The sequence below is a fragment of the Streptomyces sp. NPDC001339 genome (assembly GCF_042895955.1).
In the GTDB taxonomy this organism is placed as follows: domain Bacteria; phylum Actinomycetota; class Actinomycetes; order Streptomycetales; family Streptomycetaceae; genus Streptomyces.
Genome location: NZ_JBIAWT010000007.1, coordinates 493516 through 518482, shown reverse-complemented (window position 1 = coordinate 518482; position 24967 = coordinate 493516). Strand labels below are relative to the sequence as shown.

The 24967-nt window shown below is 71.2% G+C and carries 21 protein-coding genes; 7 read left to right on the top strand and 14 right to left on the bottom strand.

Going from position 1 to position 24967, the window contains the following annotated elements:
* The first annotated feature begins 32 nt into the window (after positions 1-32).
* Genes tal through pgl form a run of 4 tightly spaced genes read left to right on the top strand, consistent with a single transcriptional unit; the run spans position 33 to position 4504 of the window.
* Positions 33-1151: a transaldolase gene (tal, locus tag ACFY12_RS23135; protein ID WP_390717743.1), complete on the top strand. Its 1119-nt coding sequence runs from the start codon at positions 33-35 to the stop codon at positions 1149-1151.
* 4 nt (positions 1152-1155) lie between these two features.
* On the top strand, positions 1156-2688 hold the full coding sequence (gene zwf / locus ACFY12_RS23130; RefSeq protein WP_390717742.1) for a glucose-6-phosphate dehydrogenase: 1533 nt from the start codon (positions 1156-1158) through the stop codon (positions 2686-2688).
* Positions 2685-3731, top strand: coding sequence for a glucose-6-phosphate dehydrogenase assembly protein OpcA (gene opcA / locus ACFY12_RS23125; protein ID WP_390717741.1), 1047 nt, complete (start codon positions 2685-2687; stop codon positions 3729-3731). Before zwf ends, opcA begins: the two co-directional genes overlap by 4 nt.
* Positions 3728-4504, top strand: coding sequence for a 6-phosphogluconolactonase (pgl, locus tag ACFY12_RS23120; RefSeq protein WP_390717740.1), 777 nt, complete (start codon positions 3728-3730; stop codon positions 4502-4504). The genes opcA and pgl overlap by 4 nt, the downstream gene beginning before the upstream one ends.
* A 77-nt stretch (positions 4505-4581) precedes the next feature.
* On the opposite strand, the gene pgi is transcribed toward pgl, so the two are convergent.
* The 12 genes from pgi to ACFY12_RS23060 all read right to left on the bottom strand — a co-directional run bounded on the left by pgi (position 4582) and on the right by ACFY12_RS23060 (position 17582).
* Positions 4582-6234 (bottom strand): glucose-6-phosphate isomerase, encoded by a 1653-nt coding sequence (gene pgi / locus ACFY12_RS23115; RefSeq protein ID WP_390717869.1) that lies wholly within the window; start codon positions 6232-6234, stop codon positions 4582-4584.
* A gap of 182 nt (positions 6235-6416) precedes the next feature.
* Positions 6417-6752, bottom strand: a complete 336-nt coding sequence (locus ACFY12_RS23110; protein ID WP_016578660.1) for an RNA polymerase-binding protein RbpA — start codon at positions 6750-6752, stop codon at positions 6417-6419.
* A 153-nt stretch (positions 6753-6905) separates the two neighbouring features.
* Positions 6906-7142, bottom strand: a complete 237-nt coding sequence (gene secG / locus ACFY12_RS23105; RefSeq protein ID WP_030411885.1) for a preprotein translocase subunit SecG — start codon at positions 7140-7142, stop codon at positions 6906-6908.
* A 128-nt stretch (positions 7143-7270) separates the two neighbouring features.
* Entirely contained in the window at positions 7271-8047 is a 777-nt protein-coding gene (tpiA, locus tag ACFY12_RS23100; protein ID WP_390717739.1) for a triose-phosphate isomerase, read from the bottom strand.
* A 6-nt stretch (positions 8048-8053) separates the two neighbouring features.
* On the bottom strand, positions 8054-9256 hold the full coding sequence (locus tag ACFY12_RS23095; protein WP_390717738.1) for a phosphoglycerate kinase: 1203 nt from the start codon (positions 9254-9256) through the stop codon (positions 8054-8056).
* Between the two features lie 114 nt (positions 9257-9370).
* Positions 9371-10375: a type I glyceraldehyde-3-phosphate dehydrogenase gene (gene gap, locus ACFY12_RS23090; protein ID WP_390717737.1), complete on the bottom strand. Its 1005-nt coding sequence runs from the start codon at positions 10373-10375 to the stop codon at positions 9371-9373.
* 175 nt (positions 10376-10550) lie between these two features.
* Positions 10551-11540 (bottom strand): DNA-binding protein WhiA, encoded by a 990-nt coding sequence (gene whiA, locus ACFY12_RS23085; protein ID WP_018091880.1) that lies wholly within the window; start codon positions 11538-11540, stop codon positions 10551-10553.
* Positions 11531-12592 carry a uridine diphosphate-N-acetylglucosamine-binding protein YvcK gene (gene yvcK, locus ACFY12_RS23080; protein ID WP_390717736.1) on the bottom strand — a complete coding sequence of 354 codons (1062 nt, stop codon included), beginning with the start codon at positions 12590-12592 and terminating at the stop codon, positions 11531-11533. The genes whiA and yvcK overlap by 10 nt, the downstream gene beginning before the upstream one ends.
* Complete coding sequence (gene rapZ, locus ACFY12_RS23075) at positions 12589-13545, bottom strand: RNase adapter RapZ (protein ID WP_390717735.1); 957 nt, start codon at positions 13543-13545, stop codon at positions 12589-12591. The genes yvcK and rapZ overlap by 4 nt, the downstream gene beginning before the upstream one ends.
* Positions 13542-15752 carry an excinuclease ABC subunit UvrC gene (gene uvrC / locus ACFY12_RS23070; protein WP_390717734.1) on the bottom strand — a complete coding sequence of 737 codons (2211 nt, stop codon included), beginning with the start codon at positions 15750-15752 and terminating at the stop codon, positions 13542-13544. Before uvrC ends, rapZ begins: the two co-directional genes overlap by 4 nt.
* 273 nt (positions 15753-16025) lie before the next feature.
* Positions 16026-16919, bottom strand: a complete 894-nt coding sequence (locus ACFY12_RS23065) for a hypothetical protein (protein ID WP_390717733.1) — start codon at positions 16917-16919, stop codon at positions 16026-16028.
* Between the two features lie 3 nt (positions 16920-16922).
* Positions 16923-17582, bottom strand: a complete 660-nt coding sequence (locus tag ACFY12_RS23060; protein WP_390717732.1) for a papain-like cysteine protease family protein — start codon at positions 17580-17582, stop codon at positions 16923-16925.
* Between the two features lie 239 nt (positions 17583-17821).
* Here ACFY12_RS23060 and ACFY12_RS23055 point away from each other — a divergent pair, with 239 nt between their 5' ends.
* A complete protein-coding gene (locus ACFY12_RS23055; RefSeq protein WP_390717731.1) occupies positions 17822-18760 on the top strand; it encodes a hypothetical protein in 939 nt (312 codons plus the stop codon).
* Between the two features lie 164 nt (positions 18761-18924).
* Here the strand turns inward: ACFY12_RS23055 and ACFY12_RS23050 are convergent, their stop codons facing one another.
* Positions 18925-19338, bottom strand: coding sequence for a Rieske (2Fe-2S) protein (locus ACFY12_RS23050; RefSeq protein ID WP_390717730.1), 414 nt, complete (start codon positions 19336-19338; stop codon positions 18925-18927).
* 248 nt (positions 19339-19586) lie between these two features.
* Here ACFY12_RS23050 and ACFY12_RS23045 point away from each other — a divergent pair, with 248 nt between their 5' ends.
* Complete coding sequence (locus ACFY12_RS23045; protein WP_390717729.1) at positions 19587-20567, top strand: carbohydrate kinase; 981 nt, start codon at positions 19587-19589, stop codon at positions 20565-20567.
* 126 nt (positions 20568-20693) lie between these two features.
* Here the strand turns inward: ACFY12_RS23045 and uvrA are convergent, their stop codons facing one another.
* Positions 20694-23789 carry an excinuclease ABC subunit UvrA gene (gene uvrA / locus ACFY12_RS23040; RefSeq protein WP_390717728.1) on the bottom strand — a complete coding sequence of 1032 codons (3096 nt, stop codon included), beginning with the start codon at positions 23787-23789 and terminating at the stop codon, positions 20694-20696.
* A gap of 417 nt (positions 23790-24206) precedes the next feature.
* On the opposite strand from uvrA, the gene ACFY12_RS23035 reads away from it, so the two are divergent.
* Entirely contained in the window at positions 24207-24959 is a 753-nt protein-coding gene (locus ACFY12_RS23035; protein ID WP_390717727.1) for a maleylpyruvate isomerase family mycothiol-dependent enzyme, read from the top strand.
* Positions 24960-24967: the final 8 nt, after the last annotated feature.

Here is a 24967-nt window from a genome sequence, read left to right as displayed (position 1 = left end):
CACGTACTCAACGAGTAGGAGATGCAGAACCCATGACAGACGCACTCAAGCGCCTCTCCGAGGAGGGCGTCGCGATCTGGCTGGACGACCTGTCGCGCAAGCGCATCACGTCCGGCAACCTCGCCGAGCTGATCGACGAGCAGCACGTCGTCGGCGTCACGACGAACCCGTCGATCTTCCAGAAGGCGATCTCCTCCGGCGACGGCTACCAGCAGCAGGTCAGCGACCTCGCGGCCCGTAAGGTCACCGTCGACGAGGCCATCCGCATGATCACGACGGCCGACGTCCGGGACGCCGCCGATGTGCTGCGGCCGGTCTTCGACGCCACCGGCGGCCAGGACGGCCGGGTCTCCATCGAGGTCGACCCGCGCCTGGCGCACAAGACCGTGCCGACCGTCGCCGAGGCCAAGCAGCTGGCCTGGCTGGTGGACCGCCCGAACACCCTGATCAAGATCCCGGCCACCAAGGCGGGCCTCCCGGCGATCACCGAGGTCATCGGCCTGGGCATCAGCGTCAACGTCACGCTGATCTTCTCGCTGGAGCGCTACCGCGAGGTGATGGACGCCTACCTGGCCGGTCTGGAGAAGGCCAAGGCGGCCGGCCTGGACCTGTCCCTGATCCGTTCGGTGGCGTCGTTCTTCGTGTCCCGTGTGGACAGCGAGATCGACAAGCGGCTGGAGAAGCTGGGCACGGACGAGGCCAAGGCGCTCAAGGGCAAGGCCGCGCTGGCCAACGCCCGGCTGGCGTACCAGGCGTACGAGGAGGTCTTCTCCTCGGAGCGCTGGGCCGCCCTGGAGAAGGCCGGCGCGCACAAGCAGCGTCCGCTGTGGGCCTCGACCGGTGTCAAGGACCCGGCCTACAAGGACACCCTGTACGTGGACGAGCTGGTCGCCCCGGGCACGGTCAACACCATGCCGGAGGCCACGCTGGAGGCCACCGCGGCGCGCGGCGAGATCACCGGTGACACGGTGCGCGGCACGTACGCGGCGGCCCGGGCCGACCTCGACGCGCTCGCCGCGCTCGGGATCTCGTACGACGAGGTCGTGCAGCTCCTGGAGGACGAGGGCGTGGAGAAGTTCGAGGCCTCCTGGAACGACCTGCTCAAGTCGACCGAGGCGGAACTCAAGCGCCTCGCACCTTCGGAGGGCTGAACCCTTGACCGCTGTTCATGGAGCGAACCCGCTTCGTGACGCCGCGGACCGGCGGCTCCCGCGTATCGCGGGGCCGTCGGGCCTGGTCATCTTCGGCGTCACGGGCGATTTGTCCCGCAAAAAGCTGATGCCTGCCGTCTACGACCTGGCCAACCGCGGACTGCTTCCGCCGGGTTTCTCGCTCGTCGGGTTCGCCCGCCGCGAGTGGGAGAACGAGGACTTCGCCCAGGAGGTGTACACAGCGGTCAAGGAGCACGCGCGTACGCCGTTCCGCGAGGAGGTCTGGCAGCAACTCAGCCAGGGCATGCGCTTCGTCCAGGGCACCTTCGACGACGACGTGGCCTTCGAGACCCTCCGGGACACCATCAACGAGCTCGACAAGGCACAGGGCACCGGCGGCAACTTCGCCTTCTACCTGTCCGTGCCGCCGAAGTTCTTCCCCACGGTCGTCCAGCAGCTGAAGAAGCACGGGCTGGCCGACCAGAAGGAGGACTCCTGGCGCCGCGCCGTCATCGAGAAGCCCTTCGGGCACGACCTGGCCAGCGCCCAGGAGCTCAACCGGATCGTCCACGAGGTCTTCCCGCCCAACGAGGTCTTCCGGATCGACCACTACCTGGGCAAGGAGACGGTCCAGAACATCCTGGCGCTGCGCTTCGCCAACACGATGTTCGAGCCGCTGTGGAACCGGTCCTACGTCGACCACGTGCAGATCACCATGGCCGAGGACATCGGCATCGGCGGCCGGGCCGGCTACTACGACGGCATCGGCGCCGCCCGTGACGTCATCCAGAACCACCTCCTCCAGCTGCTCGCGCTGACCGCGATGGAGGAGCCCGCGTCCTTCGACGCGGACGCGCTGGTCGCCGAGAAGACCAAGGTGCTGGGCGCGGTCCGGCTGCCCAAGGACCTCGGCAAGGAGACCGTACGGGCGCAGTACTCGGCGGGCTGGCAGGGCGGCGAACAGGCCGTCGGCTACCTCCAGGAAGACGGCATCGACCCGAAGTCGAAGACCGACACCTACGCCGCGATCAAGCTGTCGATCGACAACCGCCGCTGGGCGGGCGTCCCCTTCTACCTGCGCACCGGCAAGCGGCTGGGCCGCCGGGTCACCGAGATCGCGGTGGTCTTCCAGCGTGCGCCGCACTCCCCGTTCGACACCACCACCACCGAGGAGCTGGGACAGAACGCCCTGGTCATCCGGGTGCAGCCGGACGAGGGCGTGACCGTGCGGTTCGGGTCCAAGGTGCCCGGCACCTCCATGGAGGTCCGGGACGTGTCGATGGACTTCGCGTACGGCGAGTCCTTCACGGAGTCCAGCCCCGAGGCGTACGAGCGCCTGATCCTGGACGTGCTGCTGGGTGACGCCAACCTCTTCCCGCGGGTGGAGGAGGTCGAGCAGTCCTGGCGGATCCTCGACCCGATCGAGGAGTACTGGGACAGGCACGGCAAGCCCGCGCAGTACCCGGCGGGCACCTGGGGCCCGGCCGAGGCGGACGAAATGCTCGCACGAGACGGACGGAGCTGGCGTCGGCCATGAAGATCGATCTGACGGAAACCACGGCCAGCAAGGTCAACAAGGCGCTGGTGCAGGGCCGTCGCGCCGTCGGCACCCCGGCCATCGGCATGGTACTCACCCTCGTCATCGTCACCGACGAGGAGCACGCCTACGACGCCCTGAAGGCCGCCAACGAAGCGTCCCGCGAGCACCCCTCGCGCACGCTCGTCGTCATCAAGCGGGTCAGCCGGTCGCCGCGCGACCGCGCCAAGGCTCGCCTGGACGCCGAAGTGCGGGTCGGCACGGACGCCGGTACCGGTGAGACGGTGGTGCTGCGGCTGTACGGCGAGGCGATCGACCACGCCCAGTCCGTGGTGCTGCCGCTGCTGCTGCCGGACGCGCCGGTCGTCGTCTGGTGGGCGGTCAACGCCCCGCTGGACCCCGCCAAGGACCCGCTCGGTGCGCTGGCCCAGCGCCGGGTCACCGATGCCTACGCCTCCGAGGAGCCCGTCCGGGAGCTGTCGGCGCGTGCGGAAACGTACACTCCGGGTGACACCGACCTGGCGTGGACGCGCATCACGCCCTGGCGTTCGATGCTGGCGGCGGCGCTCGACCAGGCCCCGTGCACGGTCACCTCGGCCGAGGTCGAGGGTGAGGAGTTCAACCCCAGCTGCGAGCTGCTCGCCATGTGGCTGGCGGACCGGCTGAACGTCCCGGTGACCCGCAAGGTGTCGCCCGGCCCCGGCCTGACCTCCGTGAGCATGGAGTCCGCCGTCGGCTCGATCGTGCTGCACCGGCCGAACGGCTCGGTGGCCACGCTCTCCATGCCGAACCAGCCGGACCGCCATGTGGCGCTCAAGCGGCGGGAGACCTCGGACCTGCTCGCCGAGGAGCTGCGCCGGCTCGACCCGGACGACATCTACGCCGCCGCGCTGAAGTTCGGCGTGGACCGGATCGGCGACGGGCAGCCGGCCGGGCGGCCCGCCGCGGAGCCGGCCCCGTCGGGCGACGCCCCCTCCGGACCTGCGGCGAAGAAGGCGAAGCAGGCACCCGTCAAGGGCGCCAAGAAGGCGGCCGCCTCGTGAGCGCTCCGCAGGTCGTCGTCCACCGCGACAAGGAGCTGATGGCCCAGGCCGCGGCGGCCCGGCTGATCACGAAGATCGTGGACGCCCAGACCGCCCGCGGCTCCGCCTCCGTGGTCCTGACCGGCGGGCGCAACGGCAACGCGCTGCTCGCGGCGCTGGCCGAGGCGCCCGCGCGGGACGCGGTGGACTGGTCCCGGCTCGACCTGTGGTGGGGCGATGAGCGCTTCCTGCCGGAGGGGAACCCCGAGCGGAACCACACCCAGGCGTGCCAGGCGCTGCTGGACAGCGTGCCGGTGGACCCGGCGAGGGTGCACCCGATGGAGCCGTCCGGGGGCCGGTTCGGCCAGAACGCGGACGCGGCGGCCGAGGCGTACGCCCTCGAACTCGCCGCCGCGGCCGGGCCCGAGAACCACGCGAGCGTCCCGTCCTTCGACGTCCTGTTGCTGGGCGTCGGACCGGACACCCATGTGGCCTCGCTCTTCCCGGAGTTGCCCGCCGTCTACGAGCAGGAGCGGACGGTGGTCGGGGTGCACGGCGCGCCCAAGCCGCCGCCCACCCGGATCACGCTCACCCTGCCCGCGATCCGCGCGGCACGGGAGGTCTGGCTGCTGGCGGCCGGCGAGGACAAGGCCAACGCCGCGGCCATCGCGCTCTCCGGCGCGGGGGAGGTCCAGGCCCCGGCGGCCGGCGCCCGCGGCCGCGGCCGCACCCTGTGGCTGCTGGACGAGGCGGCGGCTTCACAGCTGCCGCGGGATCTCTACCCGCCGGCCTAGCCGCGGACGCGGCATCGGCGCGTACGGGGAAGGGCCCCACACCCGAGAGGTGTGGGGCCCTTCCCGTGCGGCGAGCCTCAGCGCCCGCGCAGCTCACGGTACTTGGCGACCAGCGCGGACGTGGAGGCGTCCAGCCCGGCCACCTCCGCCCCCTCGGTCAGCGCGGGCTCGACCCGCTTCGCGAGGACCTTGCCCAGCTCCACGCCCCACTGGTCGAAGGAGTCGATGTTCCACACCGCGCCCTGGACGAACACCTTGTGCTCGTAGAGCGCGATCAGCTGCCCGAGCACGGAGGGGCTGAGCTCCCCGGCCAGGACGGTGGTGGTGGGGTGGTTGCCGTGGAACGTCCGGTGCGGGACCAGCTCCTCGGCGACGCCCTCGGCGCGCACCTCGTCCGCCGTCTTGCCGAAGGCCAGCGCCTGGCCCTGGGCGAAGAGGTTGGCCATCAGCAGGTCGTGCTGGGCGGCCAGGCCCGGCCACAGGTCGTCGACCGGCCGGGCGAAACCGATGAGGTCGGCCGGGATCATCTTCGTGCCCTGATGGAGCAGCTGGTAGTAGGCGTGCTGGCCGTTCGTGCCGGGTGTGCCCCAGACGACGGGGCCGGTCTGCCAGCCGACCCGGTGGCCCTCGCGGTCCACGGACTTGCCGTTGGACTCCATGTCCAGCTGCTGGAGGTACGCGGTGAACTTGGACAGGTAGTGGCTGTACGGCAGCACCGCGTGCGACTGGGCGTCCCAGAAGTTGCCGTACCAGATGCCCAGCAGGCCCAGCAGCAGCGGGGCGTTCTCCTGTGGCGGTGCGGTGCGGAAGTGCTCGTCGACCAGGTGGAAGCCGGCCAGCATCTCCCGGAACCGTTCCTTGCCGATCGCGATCATCAGCGAGAGGCCGATCGCCGAGTCGTAGGAGTAGCGTCCGCCGACCCAGTCCCAGAACTCGAACATGTTGTCCGGGTTGATCCCGAACTCGGTGACCTTCTCGGCATTGGTCGACAGCGCCACGAAGTGCTTGGCGACGGCCTCTCCTCCGGCCCGCAGGCCGGTGAGCAGCCAGTCGCGCGCCGAGGTGGCGTTGGTGATGGTCTCGATGGTGGTGAAGGTCTTCGAGGCGATGATGAACAGCGTCTCGGCCGGGTCCAGATCGCGGATCGCCTCGTGCAGATCGGCGCCGTCCACGTTGGAGACGAAGCGGAACTGCATGTCCCGGTGGGTGAAGGCGCGCAGCGCCTCGTACGCCATCGCCGGGCCCAGATCCGAGCCGCCGATACCGATGTTGACGACGGTCCTGATGCGCCTGCCGGTGTGGCCCTTCCAGTCGCCGGAGCGCACCCGGTCGGAGAAGGTGCCCATCTTCGTCAGGACGGACTGCACGGCGGGGACGACGTTCTCCCCGTCGCTCTTGATGACCGCCGAGCCGGGCGCGCGCAGCGCGGTGTGCAGGACGGAGCGCTGCTCGGTGTTGTTGATCTTGTCGCCGCGGAACATCGCGTCCCGGAGCTCCGCCACACCGGTCGCCGCGGCCAGGTCACCCAGCAGCCGCAGCGTCTCGTCCGTGACGAGGTGCTTGGAGTAGTCCAGATGCAGATCGCCGACCTGGAGCGTGTAGCGCTCGGCGCGCGCCGGGTCCCGTTCGAACAGCTCGCGCAGCTGCACCTCCCCCAGCTGCTCCCGGTGCTTGCTCAGCGCGGTCCACTCAGGCATCTGGTCGAGCCTGCTGCGGCCTTCTGCGTTCATCTCGGACATCAGCCTTCTTCATCTCGTACCGGCCCCGCCACCCCCAACCTAAGGGATCAGCGCGCGGGATGCGGTATGGGGCATCCGTCCGCTTCCGGCGGAGGCGCCGGGGGACACGGGACGGCCCGGCCGGAGGGGTCGTTCTCCCTCCGGCCGGGCCGTCCGGTGTACGTACGGGTCCGTCAGATCTCACCGCGGAGCTTGGCGAGCGCCTCCGCGAGAATCGCCTCGCCGTCGGCGTCGCTACGGCGCTCCCGGACGTAGGCGAGGTGGGTCTTGTAGGGCTCGGTGCGCGGCGGGTCCGGCGGGCTGTCCCGGTCCTTGCCGGCCGGGAAGCCACAGCGCGGGCAGTCCCAGGTGTCCGGGACCTGCGCGTCGCCGGCGAAGCTGGGCTGCGTCTCGTGCCCGTTGGAGCACCAGAAGGAGATGCGGATGCGCGGCGCGGACTCGCCGCGCTCGGCCTCCCCCATCGGCCCCGCTCCGACCCGACTTCCTCGGATCGCGTTGCCACTTGCCACGGTCGTAACTCCCTGCGTAAAGGTGCTGCAAAGCCTTCACATCAGCTGCGCTGCGGAACGTCACAGTCTACGTAAAGCCCAACGCGCGTCCAGTGGCCGGAGTTACCCGTCCGGGGACGCCGCCTCATGATAGGCCGCGTCTCCGACGGGACATCAGCTGCCGAGCTTCATCAGGACGCCGAGAACGACGATGCAGGCGAACCACAGCAGACCGATCACGATGGTGATGCGGTCCAGGTTGCGCTCGGCGACCGAGGAGCCGCCGACCGAGGACTGCATACCGCCGCCGAACATGTCGGACAGACCGCCGCCCTTCCCCTTGTGCATGAGCACCAGCATCATCAGCAGCAGGCTGAAGACGATGAGGGCGATCGAGAATCCGATGACCACGGCTGGACCAACTCTCTAGGACTGACTGACAGACGTACGTACGGAACGGGTGCGGGGCCGGAGGCGGTGCCGCCGCACCGATCCCGGCCCCGACAGGGTACGACGAGGGCTCCCCCTCGTCATAGCTGCTACTGGTCGCGGAAGCGGACGATCTTCACGAATTCCTCCGCGTCCAGCGAGGCGCCGCCGATCAGCGCGCCGTCGACGTCCGGCTGCGCCATGATCGCCGCGACGTTGCCGGACTTGACCGAGCCGCCGTACTGGATGCGGACCTTGTCGGCCAGCTCCTGGCTGTAGAGCTCGGCGAGGCGGCCGCGGATCGCACCGCAGACCTCCTGCGCGTCCTCCGGGGTGGCGACCTCGCCGGTGCCGATGGCCCACACCGGCTCGTAGGCGATCACGATGGTCTCGGCCTGCTCGGCCGGGACGTCCTTCAGACCGCCGTCGAGCTGGGCGAGGGTGTGCGCGACCTGGTTGCCGGCCTTGCGGACGTCCAGGCCCTCGCCGACGCAGAGGATCGGGGTCAGGCCGTGCCGGAAGGCGGCCTTGACCTTGGCGTTGCAGATCTCCTCGTTCTCGCCGTGGTACTGGCGGCGCTCACTGTGGCCGATGGCCACGAACGCGCACTTGAGCTTGGCGAGCATCGCGCCGGAGATCTCACCGGTGTAGGCACCGGAGTCCTGCGCCGAGACGTCCTGGGCGCCGTACTTGATCTTGAGCTTGTCGCCGTCGACCAGGGTCTGGACCGAGCGCAGGTCGGTGAAGGGCGGCAGGACCGCGACCTCCACGGCGTCGAAGTCCTTGTCGGTGAGGGCGAAGGCGAGCTTCTGGACGTGCGCGATGGCCTCGAGGTGGTTGAGGTTCATCTTCCAGTTGCCCGCCATCAGCGGGGTGCGGGTGGTCATGCGGTGTCAGTCCTCCAGAGCGGCGAGGCCGGGGAGCGTCTTGCCTTCGAGGTACTCGAGGCTGGCGCCGCCGCCGGTCGAAATATGGCCGAAAGCATTCTCGTCGAAGCCGAGCGAGCGCACGGCGGCGGCCGAGTCACCGCCGCCGACGACGGTGAAGCCGTCGCAGTTGAGCAGCGCCCGCGCGATGGCGGTGGTGCCGCCCGCGTAGTCGGGGTGCTCGGCGACGCCGACCGGGCCGTTCCAGAAGACGGTCTCGGCGTCGGCGATCTTCTCGGCGAACAGCTCGCGGGTCTTCGGGCCGATGTCCAGGCCCTCCTTGTCGGAGGGGATCTGGTCGGCGTCGACCGTGACGAAGTCCGCGGGGGCCTTGGTCTTCAGGTCCGGGAAGTCGGCCGAGGCCAGGATGTCGACCGGGAGCACCAGCTCGACGCCGTTCGCCTCGGCGCGCTCCATGTACTCGGTCACCTTCGGGATCTGGTCCTCCTGAAGGAGGGAGATGCCGACCTCGTAGCCCTTGGCCTTGAGGAAGGTGTACGCCATACCGCCGCCGATCAGCAGGCGGTCGGCCTTGCCCAGCAGCTCGTCGATGACGGCGAGCTTGTCGGAGACCTTGGCGCCGCCGAGCACGACCACGTACGGGCGCCTGACGTCCTCGGTGAGCTTCTTCAGGACACCGACCTCGGTGGCGATCAGGTCACCGGCGGCGTGCGGAAGGCGCTTGGGCAGGTCGTAGACGGAGGCGTGCTTGCGGTGCACGGCACCGAAACCGTCGCCCACGTACAGGTCCGCCAGGGCGGCAAGCTGGTCGGCGAAGGCGCCCCGCTCGGCATCGTCCTTGCTGGTCTCCCCGGCGTTGAAGCGCAGGTTCTCCAGCACGGCGACCTGGCCGTCGGACAGGCCGGCGACCACGGCCCCGGCGGACTCGCCGACCGTGTCGGTGGCGAACGCGACGTCCTGCCCGAGGATTTCGCCGAGCCGCTCGGCGGCCGGGGCCAGCGAGAAGGCCGGGTCCGGGGCGCCCTTGGGACGGCCCAGGTGGGAGGCGACGATCACCTTGGCGCCGCGCTCGGCGAGCTTGGCGATCGTCGGGGCGACGGCGCGGATCCGGCCGTCGTCGGTGATGGTGGTGCCGTCCAGCGGCACGTTCAGGTCGGCGCGGACGAAGACCCGCTTACCCGCTACCTGGAGGTCGTCGATCGTCTTCATGAGGAGTGACTCCATCACATGGGTCGGTCGGTCGCGGAACGGGGCCCGTACGACGCGTCCTCGCGCCGTACGAGCCCCTTCCTCACATCTCGGTGCCTGGGTGTCAGCCAGGGATCAGAGCTGGCCGCCGACGAACACGGTCAGATCCACCAGGCGGTTGGAGTAGCCCCACTCGTTGTCGTACCAGCCGACGACCTTGACCTGCTTGCCCTGGACCATGGTCAGCTGCGAGTCGAAGGTGCAGGAGGCCGGCCAGTTGACGATGTCCGAGGAGACGATCGGGTCCTCGGTGTACTCCAGGACACCCTTGAGCTGACCCTCGGCGGCCTTCTGGAAGGCGGCGTTGATCTCTTCCTTGGTGGTCTCGCGGCCGAGCTCCAGGACGAGGTCGGTGACCGAGCCGGTGGGGACCGGAACGCGCATGGCGATACCGTCCAGCTTGCCCTTGAGCTGCGGGAGGACCAGCGCGGTGGCCTTGGCGGCACCGGTCGAGGTCGGGATGATGTTCTCCGCGGCGGCGCGGGCGCGACGCAGGTCGGAGTGCGGGAAGTCCAGGATGCGCTGGTCGTTGGTGTACGCGTGGACCGTGGTCATCATGCCCTTGACGATGCCGAAGTCCTCGTCGAGAACCTTGGCCATCGGCGCCACGCAGTTGGTGGTGCAGGAGGCGTTGGAGATGACGTGGTGCTGGGCCGCGTCGTACTTGTCCTGGTTGACGCCCATCACGATGGTGATGTCCTCGTTCTTGGCCGGGGCCGAGATGAGGACCTTCTTCGCACCGGCGGCGAGGTGCTTGGCGGCGTCCTCGCGCTTGGTGAAGATGCCGGTGGACTCGATGACGATGTCGGCGCCCAGCTCGCCCCAGGGGAGGTTCGCGGGGTCGCGCTCGGCCATCGTCTTGAAGGTCATGTCACCGACGGTGATGGTGTCGTCGGTGTGGCTGACGTCGGCCTTCAGGCGGCCCAGGATGCTGTCGTACTTCAGCAGGTGGACCAGGGTGGCGTTGTCGGTCAGGTCGTTGACACCGACGACCTCGATGTCGGCACCCTGCTCCAGCAGCGCGCGGAAGTAGTTGCGGCCGATACGACCAAAACCATTGATGCCTACGCGGATCGTCACGAACCGATCTCCTCGTTGGTACGCCGGCTCCGACACCGGCGAGCTGTATGGGATGTCCCCGACCGCCTCCGACCCTACCCCCTGAAGGAGACGCACGTGACATTGACATTGAGCCTGCACATGCGTAGATGGGCGCGCCCAAATGGGCTCGCTTCCGGCCGTCCGACGGCGCTTGTCAGCCGACCATGCCCTCGGCGAGTTCCTCGGTGAGGTTGGACTCCGTGCCGGGGATGCCCAGGTCCTGGGCGCGCTTGTCGGCCATCGCCAGCAGGCGGCGGATCCGGCCGGCGACCGCGTCCTTGGTCAGCGGCGGGTCGGCGAGGGCGCCCAGCTCCTCCAGGGAGGCCTGCTTGTGCTCCATACGGAGCCGGCCGGCCGCCGCGAGGTGCTCGGGGACCTCCTCGCCGAGGATCTCCAGGGCGCGCTGGACCCGGGCGCCGGCCGCGACCGCGGCGCGCGCCGAGCGGCGGAGGTTGGCGTCGTCGAAGTTGGCGAGGCGGTTGGCGGTGGCCCGGACCTCGCGGCGCATCCGCCGCTCCTCCCAGGCGAGCACCGACTCATGGGCGCCGAGCCGCGTCAGCAGCGCGCCGATCGCGTCACCGTCCCGGACGACCACCCGGTCCACACCGCGGACCTCACGGGCCTTGGCGCCGATGCCGAGCCGGCGGGCCGCGCCGACCAGGGCGAGCGCCGCCTCGGGACCGGGGCAGGTGACCTCCAGGGAGGAGGACCGGCCGGGCTCGGTGAGGGAGCCGTGGGCGAGGAAGGCGCCGCGCCAGGCCGCCTCGGCGTCGCAGGTCGCCCCGGAGACCACCTGCGGGGGCAGGCCCCGGATGGGACGGCCGCGGCCGTCCACCAGGCCGGTCTGGCGGGCCAGCTGATCGCCGCCGGCCACCACCCGGACCACGTACCGGCTGCCGCGCCGCAGCCCGCCGGGGGCCATCACCACCAGGTCGGAGCTGTGCCCGAAGATCTCCAGGATGTCCTTGCGCAGCCGGCGGGCGGCGATGCCCGTGTCCAGCTCCGCCTCGATCACAATGCGTCCGCTGACCAGGTGCAGACCTCCCGCGAACCGCAGGATCGACGAGACCTCCGACTTCCGGCAGCAGGTCCGGGTGACGGGGAGCCGGGAGATCTCATCCTTCACCGCAGCCGTCATCGCCATGGGCCGATCCTTCCATGCATCCGAAAAATACGGTCGTACGCGGCTGCCAGCAGCTCCGGGTCGTGCCGGTCAGGGGCTCCCCCGGCACCCGGCCGGGCGTCGTCACCTTGCGCGGCGACCGCCGCCAGCTCGACCTCGCTGCCGACGAGCTGCTTGGCGGCAACCGTCAGACCGTCGATGTCGGGCACGGCGGCCCTGTCGGCCAGCACCACGTCGAAGGCGAGTTTAGGGGCGTGTCGGGCCAAAACCTCCAAATGACGCTGCGGGGAGAAGCCATCGGTTTCGCCGGGTTGCGGCGCGAGGTTGAGGGAGAGGACCTTCCGGGCCTTGGTCTCCTCCAGTGCCTCGCGCAGCTCCGGCACCAGCAGATGCGGGATCACGGAGGAGAACCAGGAACCGGGGCCGAGCACCACCCAGTCGGCGTCCCGCACCGCGGCGACCGCCTCGGGGACGGCCGGCGGTTCCTCGGGGACGACATGGACGGCCAGCACCTCGCCGGGGGTCAGCGCGACGGTGGCCTGGCCGCGGACCGTGGAGACGTCGTCCGGGCGCGCCGGGTCATGGCCCCGGACCTGGGCCTGGAGCTCCAGGGGCACCGCCGACATGGGCAGCACCCGGCCGTGCGCGCCGAGCAGCCTGCCGACCAGGTCGAGCGCCTGGACATGGTCGCCGAGCTGCTCCCACAGGGCGACGATCAGCAGATTGCCGACCGCGTGGTCGTGCAGCTCGCCCTCGCTCTGGAAGCGGTGCCGGATCACCCGGGCCCAGGTCTGGCCCCAGTCGTCGTCGCCGCACAGCGCGGCCAGCGCCTTGCGCAGGTCGCCGGGCGGCAGCACACCCAGCTCGTCGCGGAGCCGGCCGCTGGAGCCGCCGTCGTCGGCGACCGTGACCACGGCCGTCAGGTCGCCGGTGATACGGCGCAGCGCGGCCAGCGAGGCGGACAGGCCCATGCCGCCGCCGAGCGCCACCACCTTGGGCGTGGCGCCCTTCGTCGTACGGACGCTCGGGACGAATCTGCGGACCCGGCGGAGCCGTGGGGTACGGCCGCTCACTCGCGCCCCATGTCCCGGTGGACGACGACCGTTTCCACGCCCTCGGAGACCAGGCGGCGGGCCAGCTTCTCGGACATCGCCACGCTGCGGTGCTTGCCGCCCGTGCAGCCGACGGCGATGGTCACATAGCGCTTGCCCTCGCGGCGGTAGCCTTCGGCGACGATCCGCAGCAGCTCGACGTAGCCGTCCAGGAACTCCTTGGAGCCGGGCTGGCTGAAGACGTAGCCGGCGACCTCCTCGTTCAGGCCGGTGAAGGGGCGCAGCTCGGGCACCCAGTGCGGGTTGGGGATGAAGCGGCAGTCGACGACCAGATCGGCGTCGACCGGCAGGCCGTACTTGAAGCCGAAGGACATGACCGTGGCCCGCAGCTCGGGGACCTCCTCGCCGGCGAACTGGGCGTCCATCTTGGCGCGCAGCTCGTGGACGTTGAGACTGGAGGTGTCGATGACCAGGTCGGCGTCGCCGCGCAGCTCGCGCAGCAGATCGCGCTCGGCGGCGATACCGTCGACGATCCGGCCGTCGCCCTGGAGGGGGTGCGGGCGGCGCACCGACTCGAAGCGGCGCACCAGGGCCTCGTCGGAGGACTCCAGGAAGACGATACGGCGCTTGACGTTCTGCGCGTCCAGGGCGGCCAGCGACTCCTTGAGGTTGGCGAAGAAGCGGCGGCCGCGGACGTCGACGACGACCGCGATCCGGGCGACGTTGCCCTGGGAGCGGGCGCCCAGATCGACCATCGGCGGGATCAGCTCGGGCGGGATGTTGTCGACCACGAACCAGCCGAGGTCCTCCAGGCACTTCGCGGCCGTGCTGCGGCCGGCGCCGGACATCCCGGAGATGATCACCAGCTCGGGGATCGCGGCGCTCTCCCCCTGGCCGGACTCGCGCATCATGCCCGTACTCACCTGTGCACCGTCTCTCTCGGTTTCCCGCGGCTCGTGCTCTGTACTGCTCATCGTTCCTTCCCCCGTTCTGCGGACAACGCGGCCGGCGGGGCCCCGTCATCCTCCATGATCTCTCCTGTGGCGGTGTTCACCGCGGGAGCGGACGGCGCCGCTCCGGCCAGCGCGGCGGCGACCGTCTCGGCGGTCTTGCGGCCGATGCCCGGGACCTCGCGGATCTCGTCGACCGTCGCGGCCCGCAGTCTCTTCAACGAGCCGAAGTGCTTGAGGAGTGCCGTGCGGCGGGTGTCGCCCAGGCCCTCGATGGCGTCGAGCGGCGAGGACTTCAGCCGCTTGGTGCGCTTGCCGCGCTGGTAGGTGATCGCGAAGCGGTGGGCTTCGTCACGGACGCGCTGGAGGAGGTAGAGGCCCTCGCTGCTGCGCGGCAGCACCACCGGGTCGTCGTCCCCGGGCAGCCAGACCTCCTCGAGGCGCTTGGCCAGGCCGCAGACCGCGACGTCGTCGATGCCGAGCTCGTCCAGGGCCCGTCGGGCGGCCGCCACCTGCGGGGCGCCGCCGTCGACGACCACCAGCTGGGGCGGGTAGGCGAAGCGCTTGGGGCGGCCGTCGTCGTCGACCGGGCCGTTGCCGGCGGTACCGGCGCCGAGGTCCGTGGGACCGTTGCCGGCCGTCTCGATGCCGGGGTCCGTGGGACCGATGCCGGCCGTCTCGGTGCCGAGAGCCGGGAGGCCGTTGCCGGCCGTACCGGTGCCGGTGTCCGTGAGGCCGTCGCCGGCCGTCGCGGCGTCCGCGCGGGCCTCGCCGTCCGGCTCCTCCGTCCACTCCCCCGACTTCTGCTTCTCCTGGACGTAGCGCCGGAAGCGGCGGCCGACGACCTCGTGCATGGACCGGACGTCGTCCTGGCCCTCGCCGTGCCAGACCTGGGTGTCGCCGATCCGGCCCTTGATCTGGAAGCGGCGGTACTCGCTCTTCCGGGCGAGGCCGTCCTCGAACACCACCATCGAGGCGACCACGTCCTGGCCCTGGAGGTGGGAGATGTCGAAGCACTCGATGCGCAGCGGCACCGAATCCAGCCCGAGGGCCTCGGCGATCTCCTCGAGCGCCCGGGAGCGGGTGGTCAGGTCGGAGGCGCGCTTGGTCTTGTGCAGGGCCAGCGCCTGCTGGGCGTTGCGGCCGACCGTCGCCATCAGGTCCTTCTTGTCGCCGCGCTGCGGGATGCGCAGCGAGACCCGGGAGCCGCGGCGCTGGGCGAGCCACTGCGCGACCGGTTCGACGGGCTCGGGGAGGGCGGGGACCAGGACCTCCTTGGGGACGGCGTCGCCCTGCTCGTCGCCGTACAGCTGCTGGAGGGCGTGTTCGACGAGATCGCCGGTGGTGACCGCCTCGACCTTGTCCGTCACCCAGCCGCGCTGGCCGCGTACCCGGCCGCCGCGGACGTGGAAGATCTGGACGGCGGCTTCCAGTTCGTCCTCGGCGACGGCGATCAGGTCGGCGTCGGTGGCGTCCGTGAACACCACGGCGTTCTTCTCCATGGCCCGCCTCAGCGCGCCTATGTCGTCGCGCAGCCGGGCGGCCCGCTCGTACTCCATCTCCTCGGCGGCGTCCTGCATCCGCCCCTCCAGGCGGCGGAGGTACGCGCCGGTGCGGCCGGCCATGAAGTCGCAGAACTCCTCGGCGAGTTCGCGGTGCTCGTCGGCGGAGACCCGGCCGACGCAGGGGGCCGAGCACTTGCCGATGTAGCCGAGCAGGCAGGGGCGGCCGATCTGGGCGGACCGCTTGAAGACACCGGCGGAGCAGGTCCGCACCGGGAAGACACGGAGCATCAGGTCGACGGTCTCGCGGATGGCCCAGGCGTGGGCGTACGGGCCGAAGTAGCGCACGCCCTTCTTCTTGGCGCCGCGCATGACCTGGACGCGCGGGAACTCCTCGTCGAGGGTCACCGCCAGATACGGATAGCTCTTGTCGTCGCGGTACTTGACGTTGAAGCGGGGGTCGAACTCCTTGATCCAGCTGTACTCGAGCTGGAGCGCCTCGACCTCGGTGGAGACCACGGTCCACTCGACGGAGGCGGCGGTGGTCACCATCGTCCGCGTGCGGGGGTGCAGCGCCGCCAGGTCCTGGAAGTAGTTGGCCAGGCGCTGGCGCAGGCTCTTGGCCTTGCCCACGTAGATGACACGGCCGTGCTCGTCGCGGAACTTATAGACCCCCGGCGAGTCGGGGATCTGTCCCGGCTTGGGTCGGTAGCTACTGGGGTCTGCCATGCCCACCACCCTACTGACCGCCACTGACAATCATGGTTTTCCGGCCCGCTTCCGGCCGGGGGCGGGGTGGGCGGTGGTGGGGTGGTGGGGTGGTGCGGGGAGCGCAGGGAAGAGGGGGATGGGGTGGGGGGAGGTGGCCGGCCCGGCGGGAACGCGGCTGCCTGGCCCGGCCAGGTCCGCCGCGGCCTCCCCCCACCCCCGGACCCCGCTCCCGCCCCCTCCCTCTCAAGGGGAGGAGGCGGAGGGGCGGGGGGCGCGGTCGGGCGCGTCGGCTCAGCGGCCGCTCCGCCGCCTGCGCACCGCCACCGTGGCCGACAGCCCCAGGGCGACCAGGGCGGCCGCGCCCGCCACGGTGGTGGCGGCGGTCACCGGGAGCCCGTCGGCCGCGAGCGCACCGGCCTCGGCGGGCGCCTGGCCGGCGGCGGAACCGGCCTCCGGCCCGTAGCCGCCCGCCTCGCCCCGCTTGTCGTACGCGGAGCCGGGGAGCTTGTCCCCGTACGCCTTCGCCACCCGCTTCCGGTACGCGGCGAGGGTGGTGCCGTGGGCGCCGACGGCCTTGCGGGCGTCCGCGTCCAGCGGCTCGACGCGGTCGCCGCGCAGCAGGTACCAGGCGTCGGTCTGCGGCTCGTGGAAGACCGTGCCGGAGGTGTCCCGGGCGGCGCCGGCCGCGGTGTAGCGGGTCTCGTCGTCCCCGTCGGCGATGTTGACGACCTTCCAGACGCCGTCCTTGCGCGCGGTCCACACGGACGCGGTGCGGCCGTCCGCGGCGACGGCCTTGGTGGCGAGGAACTCCACGCGGGCGACCGGGGCGTCGGCCTTGCCGCGGACGAAGTCCGGCGACAGCGTGTAGACGGGGACGGTGCCGCCCTCGATGTGCGGGGCGGCCTGCGGGGCGGCGGGGGCGGCCGCGCGGGCGCCGGGGGCGGCCTGCGGGGCGCCGCTCCCCTTGCGGTCGGCGGCGAAGAACCGCGTGAGGGTGTCCAGGGTGGCGGGGGCGGTCGCCGCCTGGTGGGCGGCGTCGACGCTCGCTCGGGCCGGGGCGTGCGGTGCGGGCACGGGCGCGGCGGAGGCGGCGTACGGGGCGAGGCCGACGACGGCGGTCGCGAGCGTGCCGGCGGCGAGGGCGCGCAGGGCGGTCGCGGTGCCGGCGGAGGTGCGCTTCGTCATGGCTCAGGCCCCTATCCGGTAGAGGGAGTGCGTCCAGGAGAAGGACCCGCCTCGCACGTAGTAGTCGAAGTCGCCCCAGTTGTAGCGGTTGTTGCTGGGCCAGGGGTCACCCCAGTAGACCCAGTTGCGGTCGGTGTCGTAGCCGTAGATGACGTGCATGTGGCCGCCGCCGGAGTTCCACTGGATGCGGGTCTCGATGGGGCGCTTGGCGTCGATCTCGCTCTGGACGGTGCCGTAGCGGAGCCAGCCCGACACGTAGGAGCCGGAGTTGATGCCCATCCAGTCGAGCCCGTTCTGCACATGGCCCAGGGTGGCCTGGTTGTTGGGGCAGGTGGAGCCCTGCTGGCGGTTGAACGCGGCGTTGCAGAACTCGTTCTGGCTGTAGTTCCGGCCGAACCAGGATGCGATGGTGTTTCCGGAGGCGGCCCAGCACCAGTTGGTCTTCTCCTGGGCCTGCATGGTGATGTTGAGGCGGTTGGCGGCGGCGCGCGGGGCGGCCGCGGTGTCCGCGGCGGTGACGGTGTGCGCCGGGCGTGCGAGGGGCGTGGCCGCGGCGGCGGTCGTTCCGGGCAGCCCGGTCAGTGCGGTCAGGGTGGCAGCGGTGAGGGCCGCGGCCGACAGCCATCTGCGGCGGGGGCGGCGTGCAAGGTGAGCACGGGTCATGGCGTTCCTCCCGACTGGGGGGTGAGGGGGAGAGGAGCGCATCCGGATGCTTGCGAGGAGCATCAGGTGTTGTCGGACGCAGGTCAACACGGTTCAATGCGAAATGACATGGGGGTGTGGACGGACGGGCCCGGATGTGAACACCCGGTGCCCGGCGTACTGCAGTGAACAGGCACGCAGAGCGTGCGACGTGCGATCCGGTTGTGAACATTCACGTCGCGCGCCGGAGGATTGAGACAATGGCACAGAACGCTCCCCAGTCGGCCGAGTTGGCGCAGCTGCTGCGGACCGGCCCGTTCCATCTCGCGCTGCGCTCCGCGCTCACCGCCCGGGGGCTCGCCCTCACCCGCGTCCAGCACAAACTCGCCCAGCGCGGCATCACCATCGGGGTGACCAGCCTCAGCTACTGGCAGCAGGGCGCCCGGCGCCCGCAGCGCCCCGAGTCGCTGCGGGCGGTGCGCGCCCTGGAAGAGGTCCTGGAGCTGCCGGCGTACTCCCTGCACCGCCTCCTGGTCCCGGAGGGCGGTGTCCGTCCGGAGGCCGAGCGGCCGGCGGCCCGTTCGTACCGTTCGCTGGTGGCGCCCGCCGACGCGTTGCAGCGCCTCTTCGCCGAGCTGGAGACCCCGGCGGACGGCGGGCTGCACACCGTGGGGCAGCACGAACGCGTACGGATCGGGTCCGAACGCCAGCTGATCGAACGGGAATCGTCCCAGGTGGTGCGGGCCCACCGGGACGGGGTGGACCGCTATATCGCCATCCACCGGGGCGAGTCGGGCTGCGATCCGTCCCGGGTGCGGGTGCGGACCGATGAGAACTGCCGGCTGGGCCGGGTACGGGGGAACGCCGAGGCCGGGGTGGTGGTCGCCGAGCTGCTCTTCGACACCCGGCTGCGGGCCGGCGAGACTCATGTCTTCGGCTACGCCTTCGAGGACGGCAGCGGTGGTCCGAGCACCGAGTACCTGCGGGGTTTCAGCTTCGCCGGCGGCCAGTACGTCCTGCAGGTGCGCTTCGAGGAGGCGGCGCTGCCGGTGCGCTGCCGCCGCTTCACCCAGGTCTCGGCGGCGGCCCCGCGCAGCGCCCAGCAGGAGCTGACGCTGAACGGCCGGCACCACAGTGTCCACCTCGTGGAGCAGGGCGTACGGCCGGGGATACTCGGGATCGGGTGGGATTGGGGTTAGGGCAGCATCGGGTGGGATTGGGGTTAGGGCAGCATCGGGTGGGATTGGGGTTAGAGCAGCATCGGGTGGGACTGGGGTGAGCACGGCGTCGCGTGGGACGCGGGTGAGAGCAGCTCGGGTGGGGCTGAGACCGGGGCCGGCCGGGCCGGCCCGGCCGGAGTGGCTCAGCCCGCTATCAGCTTGCCGTTCTCGGCCCTGACCGGGATCTCCTCCAGCGGGCGGCCGGCCGGGCCCTGGGCGACCTCGCCGGTGGCCGCCATGAAGCGGCTGCCGTGCAGCGGACAGACGCCCTGCCCCCGCTCGATCTGGTTGAGGACCGCGCCCATGTGCGTACACACGGCGCTGAAGCACTTGAACTCGCCCTTGACCGGCTGCGAGACCAGCATCCGCTGCTTGCCGTAGAGCTTGGCGCCGCCGACCGGCACCTCCGAGGCCGGACCCAGCTCGACCGGAGCATCCGAAGCCGGCCGGTCGCTCGACTCCTGCCCGCCCGCGGCACAGGCGGCGGCGCCGAAGCACGCGACACCCGCGAGCGCGGCCCCGCGCAGCACGGTCCGGCGGTCGGGGGACTGGCTCATAGCTGCTCCAGGATGACAAGGTCAGGTTGAGGGGGCCGGACGGTCGACGGGGTCGGACGGTTGCGGGACCCGACGATACCGGTGCAGAAGGTTCCGCATCCGGCCGGGCCGGGCATCCCCGCAGCAGCTCCGGTCCGCTCGCCTCCGGGCCGCACCACACGTCCGTCGGCCGCTCACCGCCCACTCCCCGACCGCTCCCCCGGCCACACCTGCCACTACCCAGCCGCTCCGGAAAGGAACCACACCCCGTGATCGTCGTCGCCGGCGAGGCGCTGATCGACCTCGTCCCCGGCCCACCACAGGCCCCGTCTCAGGACGGCCAGTTGCCGCCGCTGCTGCCACGACGCGGCGGCGGGCCGTACAACACCGCCATCGCCCTGGGGCGGCTGGGCTCGCCCACCGCGTTCTGCTCGCGGATCTCCACCGATGCCTTCGGCGAGGCGCTGCTGCGCGGGCTGCGCGACGCCGGCGTGGACACCTCGCCGGTGCAGCGCGGCGGTGAGCCGACCACCCTCGCAGTGGCGGACATCAGCCCGGACGGCTCGGCCGGCTACGGCTTCTACGCGGACGGCACCGCGGACCGGCTCTTCGCCCTGCCGCCGGCGTTGCCCGACGCCACCCGGGCGCTCTCGCTGGGCACCTGCTCGCTCGTCCTGGAGCCGGGCGCCGGCGCGTACGAGGCGCTGCTGCGCCGCGAGGCACGGCGGGGTGTCTTCACCGCGCTCGACCCCAACATCCGGCCCGGCCTGATCCCGGACCCGGACGCCTACCGGGCCCGTTTCCGCTCCTGGCTGCCCGATGTCGCGCTGCTGAAGCTGTCGGAGGAGGACGCGCTGTGGCTGGCGGGGGCGGCCGACGATCCGGCGCCGGCCTCCGCGTCCGGCACCGAGGTGGTGACCGCGGCGGCCCGCGAGTGGCTGGCCGCGGGTCCCGCGGCGGTCGTGATCACCCGGGGCGGTGACGGGCTGACGGTGCTGACGCCGGACGGCGGTGAGCTGAGCGTCCCTGGCGAGCGGGTCACGGTGGTCGACACGATCGGCGCGGGCGACACGGTCAATGCCGCGCTGCTGCACCGTCTGGACGCCCATCACGCCCTCTCCCGCACCGCCGTCGCCGCTCTCGGCCCCGGTGACTGGCAGGACATCCTGGGCTTCGCCGCCCGCGCGGCCGCCCTCACCTGCTCCCGGGCGGGTGCGGAACCACCGTTCGCGACCGAGCTGGCGACGTAGCGAGGCGCCCCGCTCGCACCCCGCCGTCCCGTACGACGGCAGGGCCGTCGCCCGCCCCCCCATGGAAGGGGACCGGCGACGGCCCTGTCGGCGCGGGATCAGCCCCGCCGGACCAGCCCCGCAGGCTCAGGCCTTGCGGGCCCGCGCAGCCGTCTTCTTGACCGCCGTCTTCTTGACCGCCGTCTTGCCGGCCGCCGTTTTCTTGGCCGCGGTCGTCTTCGCCGTAGCGCTCTCCTTGGCCGCGGTGCTCTTCTTGGCCGCGGTGCTCTTCGCCGCGGCCTTCTTCGCCACGGCCTTCTTCGCCACCGCCTTCTTGGCAGCCGTCTTCTTCGCCGGCCCCGGGTTCGGTGCCGAGCCCGCCACCGTCGCCGCGTCGCTGACCCGGTCGCCGAGGATCTCCCGGAGGAACTTCCCGGTGTGGCTGGCCGGAACGGACGCGATCTCCTCCGGCGTGCCCTCGGCGACGACCAGTCCGCCGCCGTTGCCGCCCTCGGGACCCATGTCGATGATCCAGTCCGCCGTCTTGATCACATCGAGGTTGTGCTCGATGACGATCACCGTGTTGCCCTTGTCGACCAGCCCGGACAGCACGTTGATCAGCTTGCTGATGTCGTCGAAGTGCAGACCGGTGGTCGGCTCGTCGAGGACGTAGACCGTGCTGCCCGTCGAGCGCTTCTGCAGCTCGCTGGCGAGCTTGACGCGCTGCGCCTCACCACCGGAGAGCGTCGGCGCGGACTGCCCCAGGCGGACGTAGCCGAGGCCGACCTCGTTGAGCGTCTTGAGGTGCCGGGAGATGGTCGGCACCGCCTCGAAGAAGCTCAGCGCCTCCTCGATGGGCATGTCCAGCACCTCGGCGATGGACTTGCCCTTGTAATGGACCTCCAGCGTCTCGCGGTTGTAGCGCGCGCCGTGGCAGACCTCGCACGGCACGTACACATCCGGCAGGAAGTTCATCTCGATCTTGATCGTGCCGTCACCGGAGCAGTTCTCGCAGCGGCCGCCCTTGACGTTGAAGGAGAAGCGTCCCGGCAGATAGCCGCGGACCTTGGCCTCCATCGTCTCCGCGAAGAGCTTGCGGACGTGGTCGAAGACACCGGTGTACGTGGCCGGGTTGGAGCGCGGGGTGCGGCCGATCGGCGACTGGTCTACATGGACGACCTTGTCCACCAGATCGTCACCGGCGACCCGGGTGTGGCGTCCCGGCACCGACTTGGCGCCGTTCAGCTCCCGCGCCAGGTGGGTGTAGAGGATGTCGTTGACCAGCGTCGACTTGCCGGAGCCGGAAACGCCGGTGACGGCGGAGAACACCCCGAGCGGGAACGACACGTCGATGTCGCGGAGGTTGTTCTCCTTCGCACCGTGGACCGTCAGCTGCCGCGCGGAGTCGGCGGGCCGGCGGATGTCCGGTGTCGCGATGGCCTTCTTGCCGGAGAGGTACTGGCCGGTGACCGACTCCTCGTTGGCCAGCAACTGCTTCATCGGGCCGCTGTGCACGACCTTGCCGCCGTGCTCACCGGCGCCCGGGCCGATGTCCACGACCCAGTCCGCGACCTTGATGGTGTCCTCGTCGTGCTCCACCACGATCAGGGTGTTGCCCATGTCCCGCAGCCGCACCAGGGTCTCGATCAGCCGGTGGTTGTCGCGCTGGTGCAGACCGATCGACGGCTCGTCGAGGACGTAGAGCACGCCCACCAGGCCCGAGCCGATCTGAGTGGCCAGCCGGATGCGCTGGGCCTCGCCGCCGGAGAGCGTGCCGGCCGCGCGGTTCAGCGAGAGGTAGTCCAGGCCGACGTCGACCAGGAACTTCAGCCGCTCGTTGACCTCCTTGAGGACCCGCTCGGCGATCTTCTTCTCACGGGCGTCGAGCTTCATCTCGCGCAGGAAGTCGGCGCAGTCGCTGATCGACATGGCCGCGACCTCGGCGATCGACCTCCCCTGGACCGTGACGGCGAGCACGATCGGCTTGAGCCGCGTGCCCTCACACGTCGGGCAGGGCACCTCGCGCATATAGCCCTCGAAGCGCTCGCGGCTGCTGTCGCTCTCCGCTTCGGAGTGCCGGCGCTTGACGAACGGCACCGCGCCCTCGAAGGCGGTGGTGTAGGCCCGCTGGCGGCCGTACCGGTTGCGGTAGCGCACCTCGATCTGGGTCTTGTGGCCGTACAGCAGGGCCTTCTTGGCGCGGACGGGCAGTCCGGCCCAGGGGATGTCCGTACGGAACCCGAGGGCGTCCGCCAGCGCGCCGATCAGGCGGCCGAAGTAGTCCTTGGTGTGGCCGCCGGACCAGGGGTGTATGGCGCCCTCGTCCAGCGAGCGGTCCTCGTCGGGGATGATCAGCTCGGGGTCGACCTCCATGCGCGTGCCGATACCGGTGCAGTCCGGGCAGGCGCCGAAGGGCGAGTTGAAGGAGAAGGAGCGGGGTTCGAGCTCCTCGAAGGACAGATCGTCGTAGGCGCAGTACAGATGCTCCGAGTACATCCGCTCGCGCTGCGGGTCGTCCGGTTCCAGATCGACGAAGTCGAGGATGACCATGCCGCCGGAGAGCCCGAGGGCGGTCTCCACCGAGTCGGTCAGGCGGCGCTTGGCGCTGTCCTTGACCGTGAGGCGGTCGACGACCACCTCGATGGTGTGCTTCTCCTGCTTCTTCAGCGTGGGCGGCTCGGCGAGGTGGACCGTCTCCCCGTCGACCCGCGCCCGGCTGTAGCCCTTGGTCTGGAGGTCGGAGAAGAGATCGACGAACTCGCCCTTGCGCTCGCGCACCAGGGGGGAGAGCACCTGGAAGCGGCTCCCCTCCGGGAGCTCCAGCACCTTGTCGACGATGGCCTGCGGCGACTGCCGGGCGATCGGCCGTGCGCACTCGGGGCAGTGCGGCTTGCCGATACGGGCGAAGAGCAGGCGGAGGTAGTCGTAGACCTCCGTGATCGTGCCGACCGTCGAGCGCGGGTTGCGCGAGGTCGACTTCTGGTCGATCGACACCGCGGGGGACAGGCCCTCGATGAAGTCCACATCGGGCTTGTCCATCTGCCCGAGGAACTGGCGGGCGTAGGAGGAGAGCGACTCGACATAGCGCCGCTGCCCCTCGGCGAAGATCGTGTCGAAGGCGAGCGAGGACTTGCCCGACCCGGAGAGCCCCGTGAAGACGATGAGGGAGTCGCGGGGGAGGTCGAGCGAGACGTTCTTGAGGTTGTGCTCGCGAGCGCCACGGACGATGAGACGGTCGGCCACGCCGGTCGGCACCTTTCTTGGAGAGGGGCGGGAGCCGCGGCTCCGCGTCCGCCGCCCGGTGGATGGGACGAGCTCGATGACCGAGCCCGGAGGGATGAGCAGAGGCGGCGAAACGGAGCGGAGCCCCCGACCCAGGGTATGGGGCCCGTCGCGGCACTGTCGTTGGGATGCCACACACGAGCCTATAGCACGCGCATTCGATTTACGGGGCCCGTCGGCCCTCTTCACCCAAACGTGTGGCGGCGCCGTATCCTTCCCGTCCCGCCGCACGCCCGCACGCTGCGGAAATACCGCGACGCACGGAATGCGGCGCCGCACCAGCCGACGGCCGCCCCGTCCGCGTCCCCGGTCCGGCTCCCCGCGATGATCAGCGTCGGCCCACTCCCCCGCCCGCCTCCGTGGCGCTAGCGTCGACCCATGACCGTCACCGAGCCGGCACCCTCAGAATTCCCGCACGACGCAGCAGCCGTCCGCGAGGCCACCGACCGGCTGCTGGTGTCGGTGAGCAAGCTCGACGACGCCGCGATCGGCGAACCGTCGCTGCTCCCCGGCTGGACCCGCGGCCATGTACTGGCCCATGTGGCGCGCAACGCGGACGCCCTCGTCAACCTCCTCACCTGGGCCCGTACGGACGTCCGTACCCCGATGTACGCGAGCGCCGAGGCCCGCGACGCCGATATCGCACGGGACGCCGACCGCCCCCTGGCCGCGCATCTGGAGGACCTCAGGGAGAGCGCCGCGCGGTTCGACGCGGCGTCCGACGCGCTGCCGGAGGCGCGCCGGACGTTCGAGGTCGAGATGCGCAACGGCGTCGTCGAGCAGGCCGCCCGGCTGCCGCTGCGCCGCCTGGCCGAGGTCGAACTGCACCACGTCGACCTGGGCGTCGGCCACACCGTCGAGCAGCTGTCGCCCGCCTTCCTCGACCGGGAACTGACGTTCCTCACCACGGTGAAGTTCGCCGGCCACCCGGATCTGCCCGCCCTGGAGCTGCGCGCCGGCGACGGCCGCCGCTGGCGCACCACCGGCCCGGCCACCGGTCCCGGCGCCGGGGCCGCGCCCGTGGTGGTCTCGGGCTCCGCGGCGGCCCTGGTCGGCTGGCTCACCGGCCGCGGCGACGGCAGCGGGCTCGACAGCCACGGCTCCGCGCTGCCTGTCGTACCCCCGCTCTAGAGTGGGTT

Bases quoted from the DNA above. Each gene is read 5' to 3' on its own strand.
- tal (WP_390717743.1), top strand. From the start codon at position 33: ATGACAGACGCACTCAAGCGCCTCTCCGAGGAGGGCGTCGCGATCTGG.
- opcA (WP_390717741.1), top strand. From the start codon at position 2,685: ATGAAGATCGATCTGACGGAAACCACGGCCAGCAAGGTCAACAAGGCG.
- pgi (WP_390717869.1), bottom strand. From the start codon at position 6,234: ATGAACGCAGAAGGCCGCAGCAGGCTCGACCAGATGCCTGAGTGGACC.
- tpiA (WP_390717739.1), bottom strand. From the start codon at position 8,047: ATGACCACCCGCACCCCGCTGATGGCGGGCAACTGGAAGATGAACCTC.
- ACFY12_RS23095 (WP_390717738.1), bottom strand. From the start codon at position 9,256: ATGAAGACGATCGACGACCTCCAGGTAGCGGGTAAGCGGGTCTTCGTC.
- whiA (WP_018091880.1), bottom strand. From the start codon at position 11,540: ATGGCGATGACGGCTGCGGTGAAGGATGAGATCTCCCGGCTCCCCGTC.
- rapZ (WP_390717735.1), bottom strand. From the start codon at position 13,545: ATGAGCAGTACAGAGCACGAGCCGCGGGAAACCGAGAGAGACGGTGCA.
- uvrC (WP_390717734.1), bottom strand. From the start codon at position 15,752: ATGGCAGACCCCAGTAGCTACCGACCCAAGCCGGGACAGATCCCCGAC.
- ACFY12_RS23065 (WP_390717733.1), bottom strand. From the start codon at position 16,919: ATGACGAAGCGCACCTCCGCCGGCACCGCGACCGCCCTGCGCGCCCTC.
- ACFY12_RS23060 (WP_390717732.1), bottom strand. From the start codon at position 17,582: ATGACCCGTGCTCACCTTGCACGCCGCCCCCGCCGCAGATGGCTGTCG.
- ACFY12_RS23055 (WP_390717731.1), top strand. From the start codon at position 17,822: ATGGCACAGAACGCTCCCCAGTCGGCCGAGTTGGCGCAGCTGCTGCGG.
- ACFY12_RS23050 (WP_390717730.1), bottom strand. From the start codon at position 19,338: ATGAGCCAGTCCCCCGACCGCCGGACCGTGCTGCGCGGGGCCGCGCTC.
- ACFY12_RS23035 (WP_390717727.1), top strand. From the start codon at position 24,207: ATGACCGTCACCGAGCCGGCACCCTCAGAATTCCCGCACGACGCAGCA.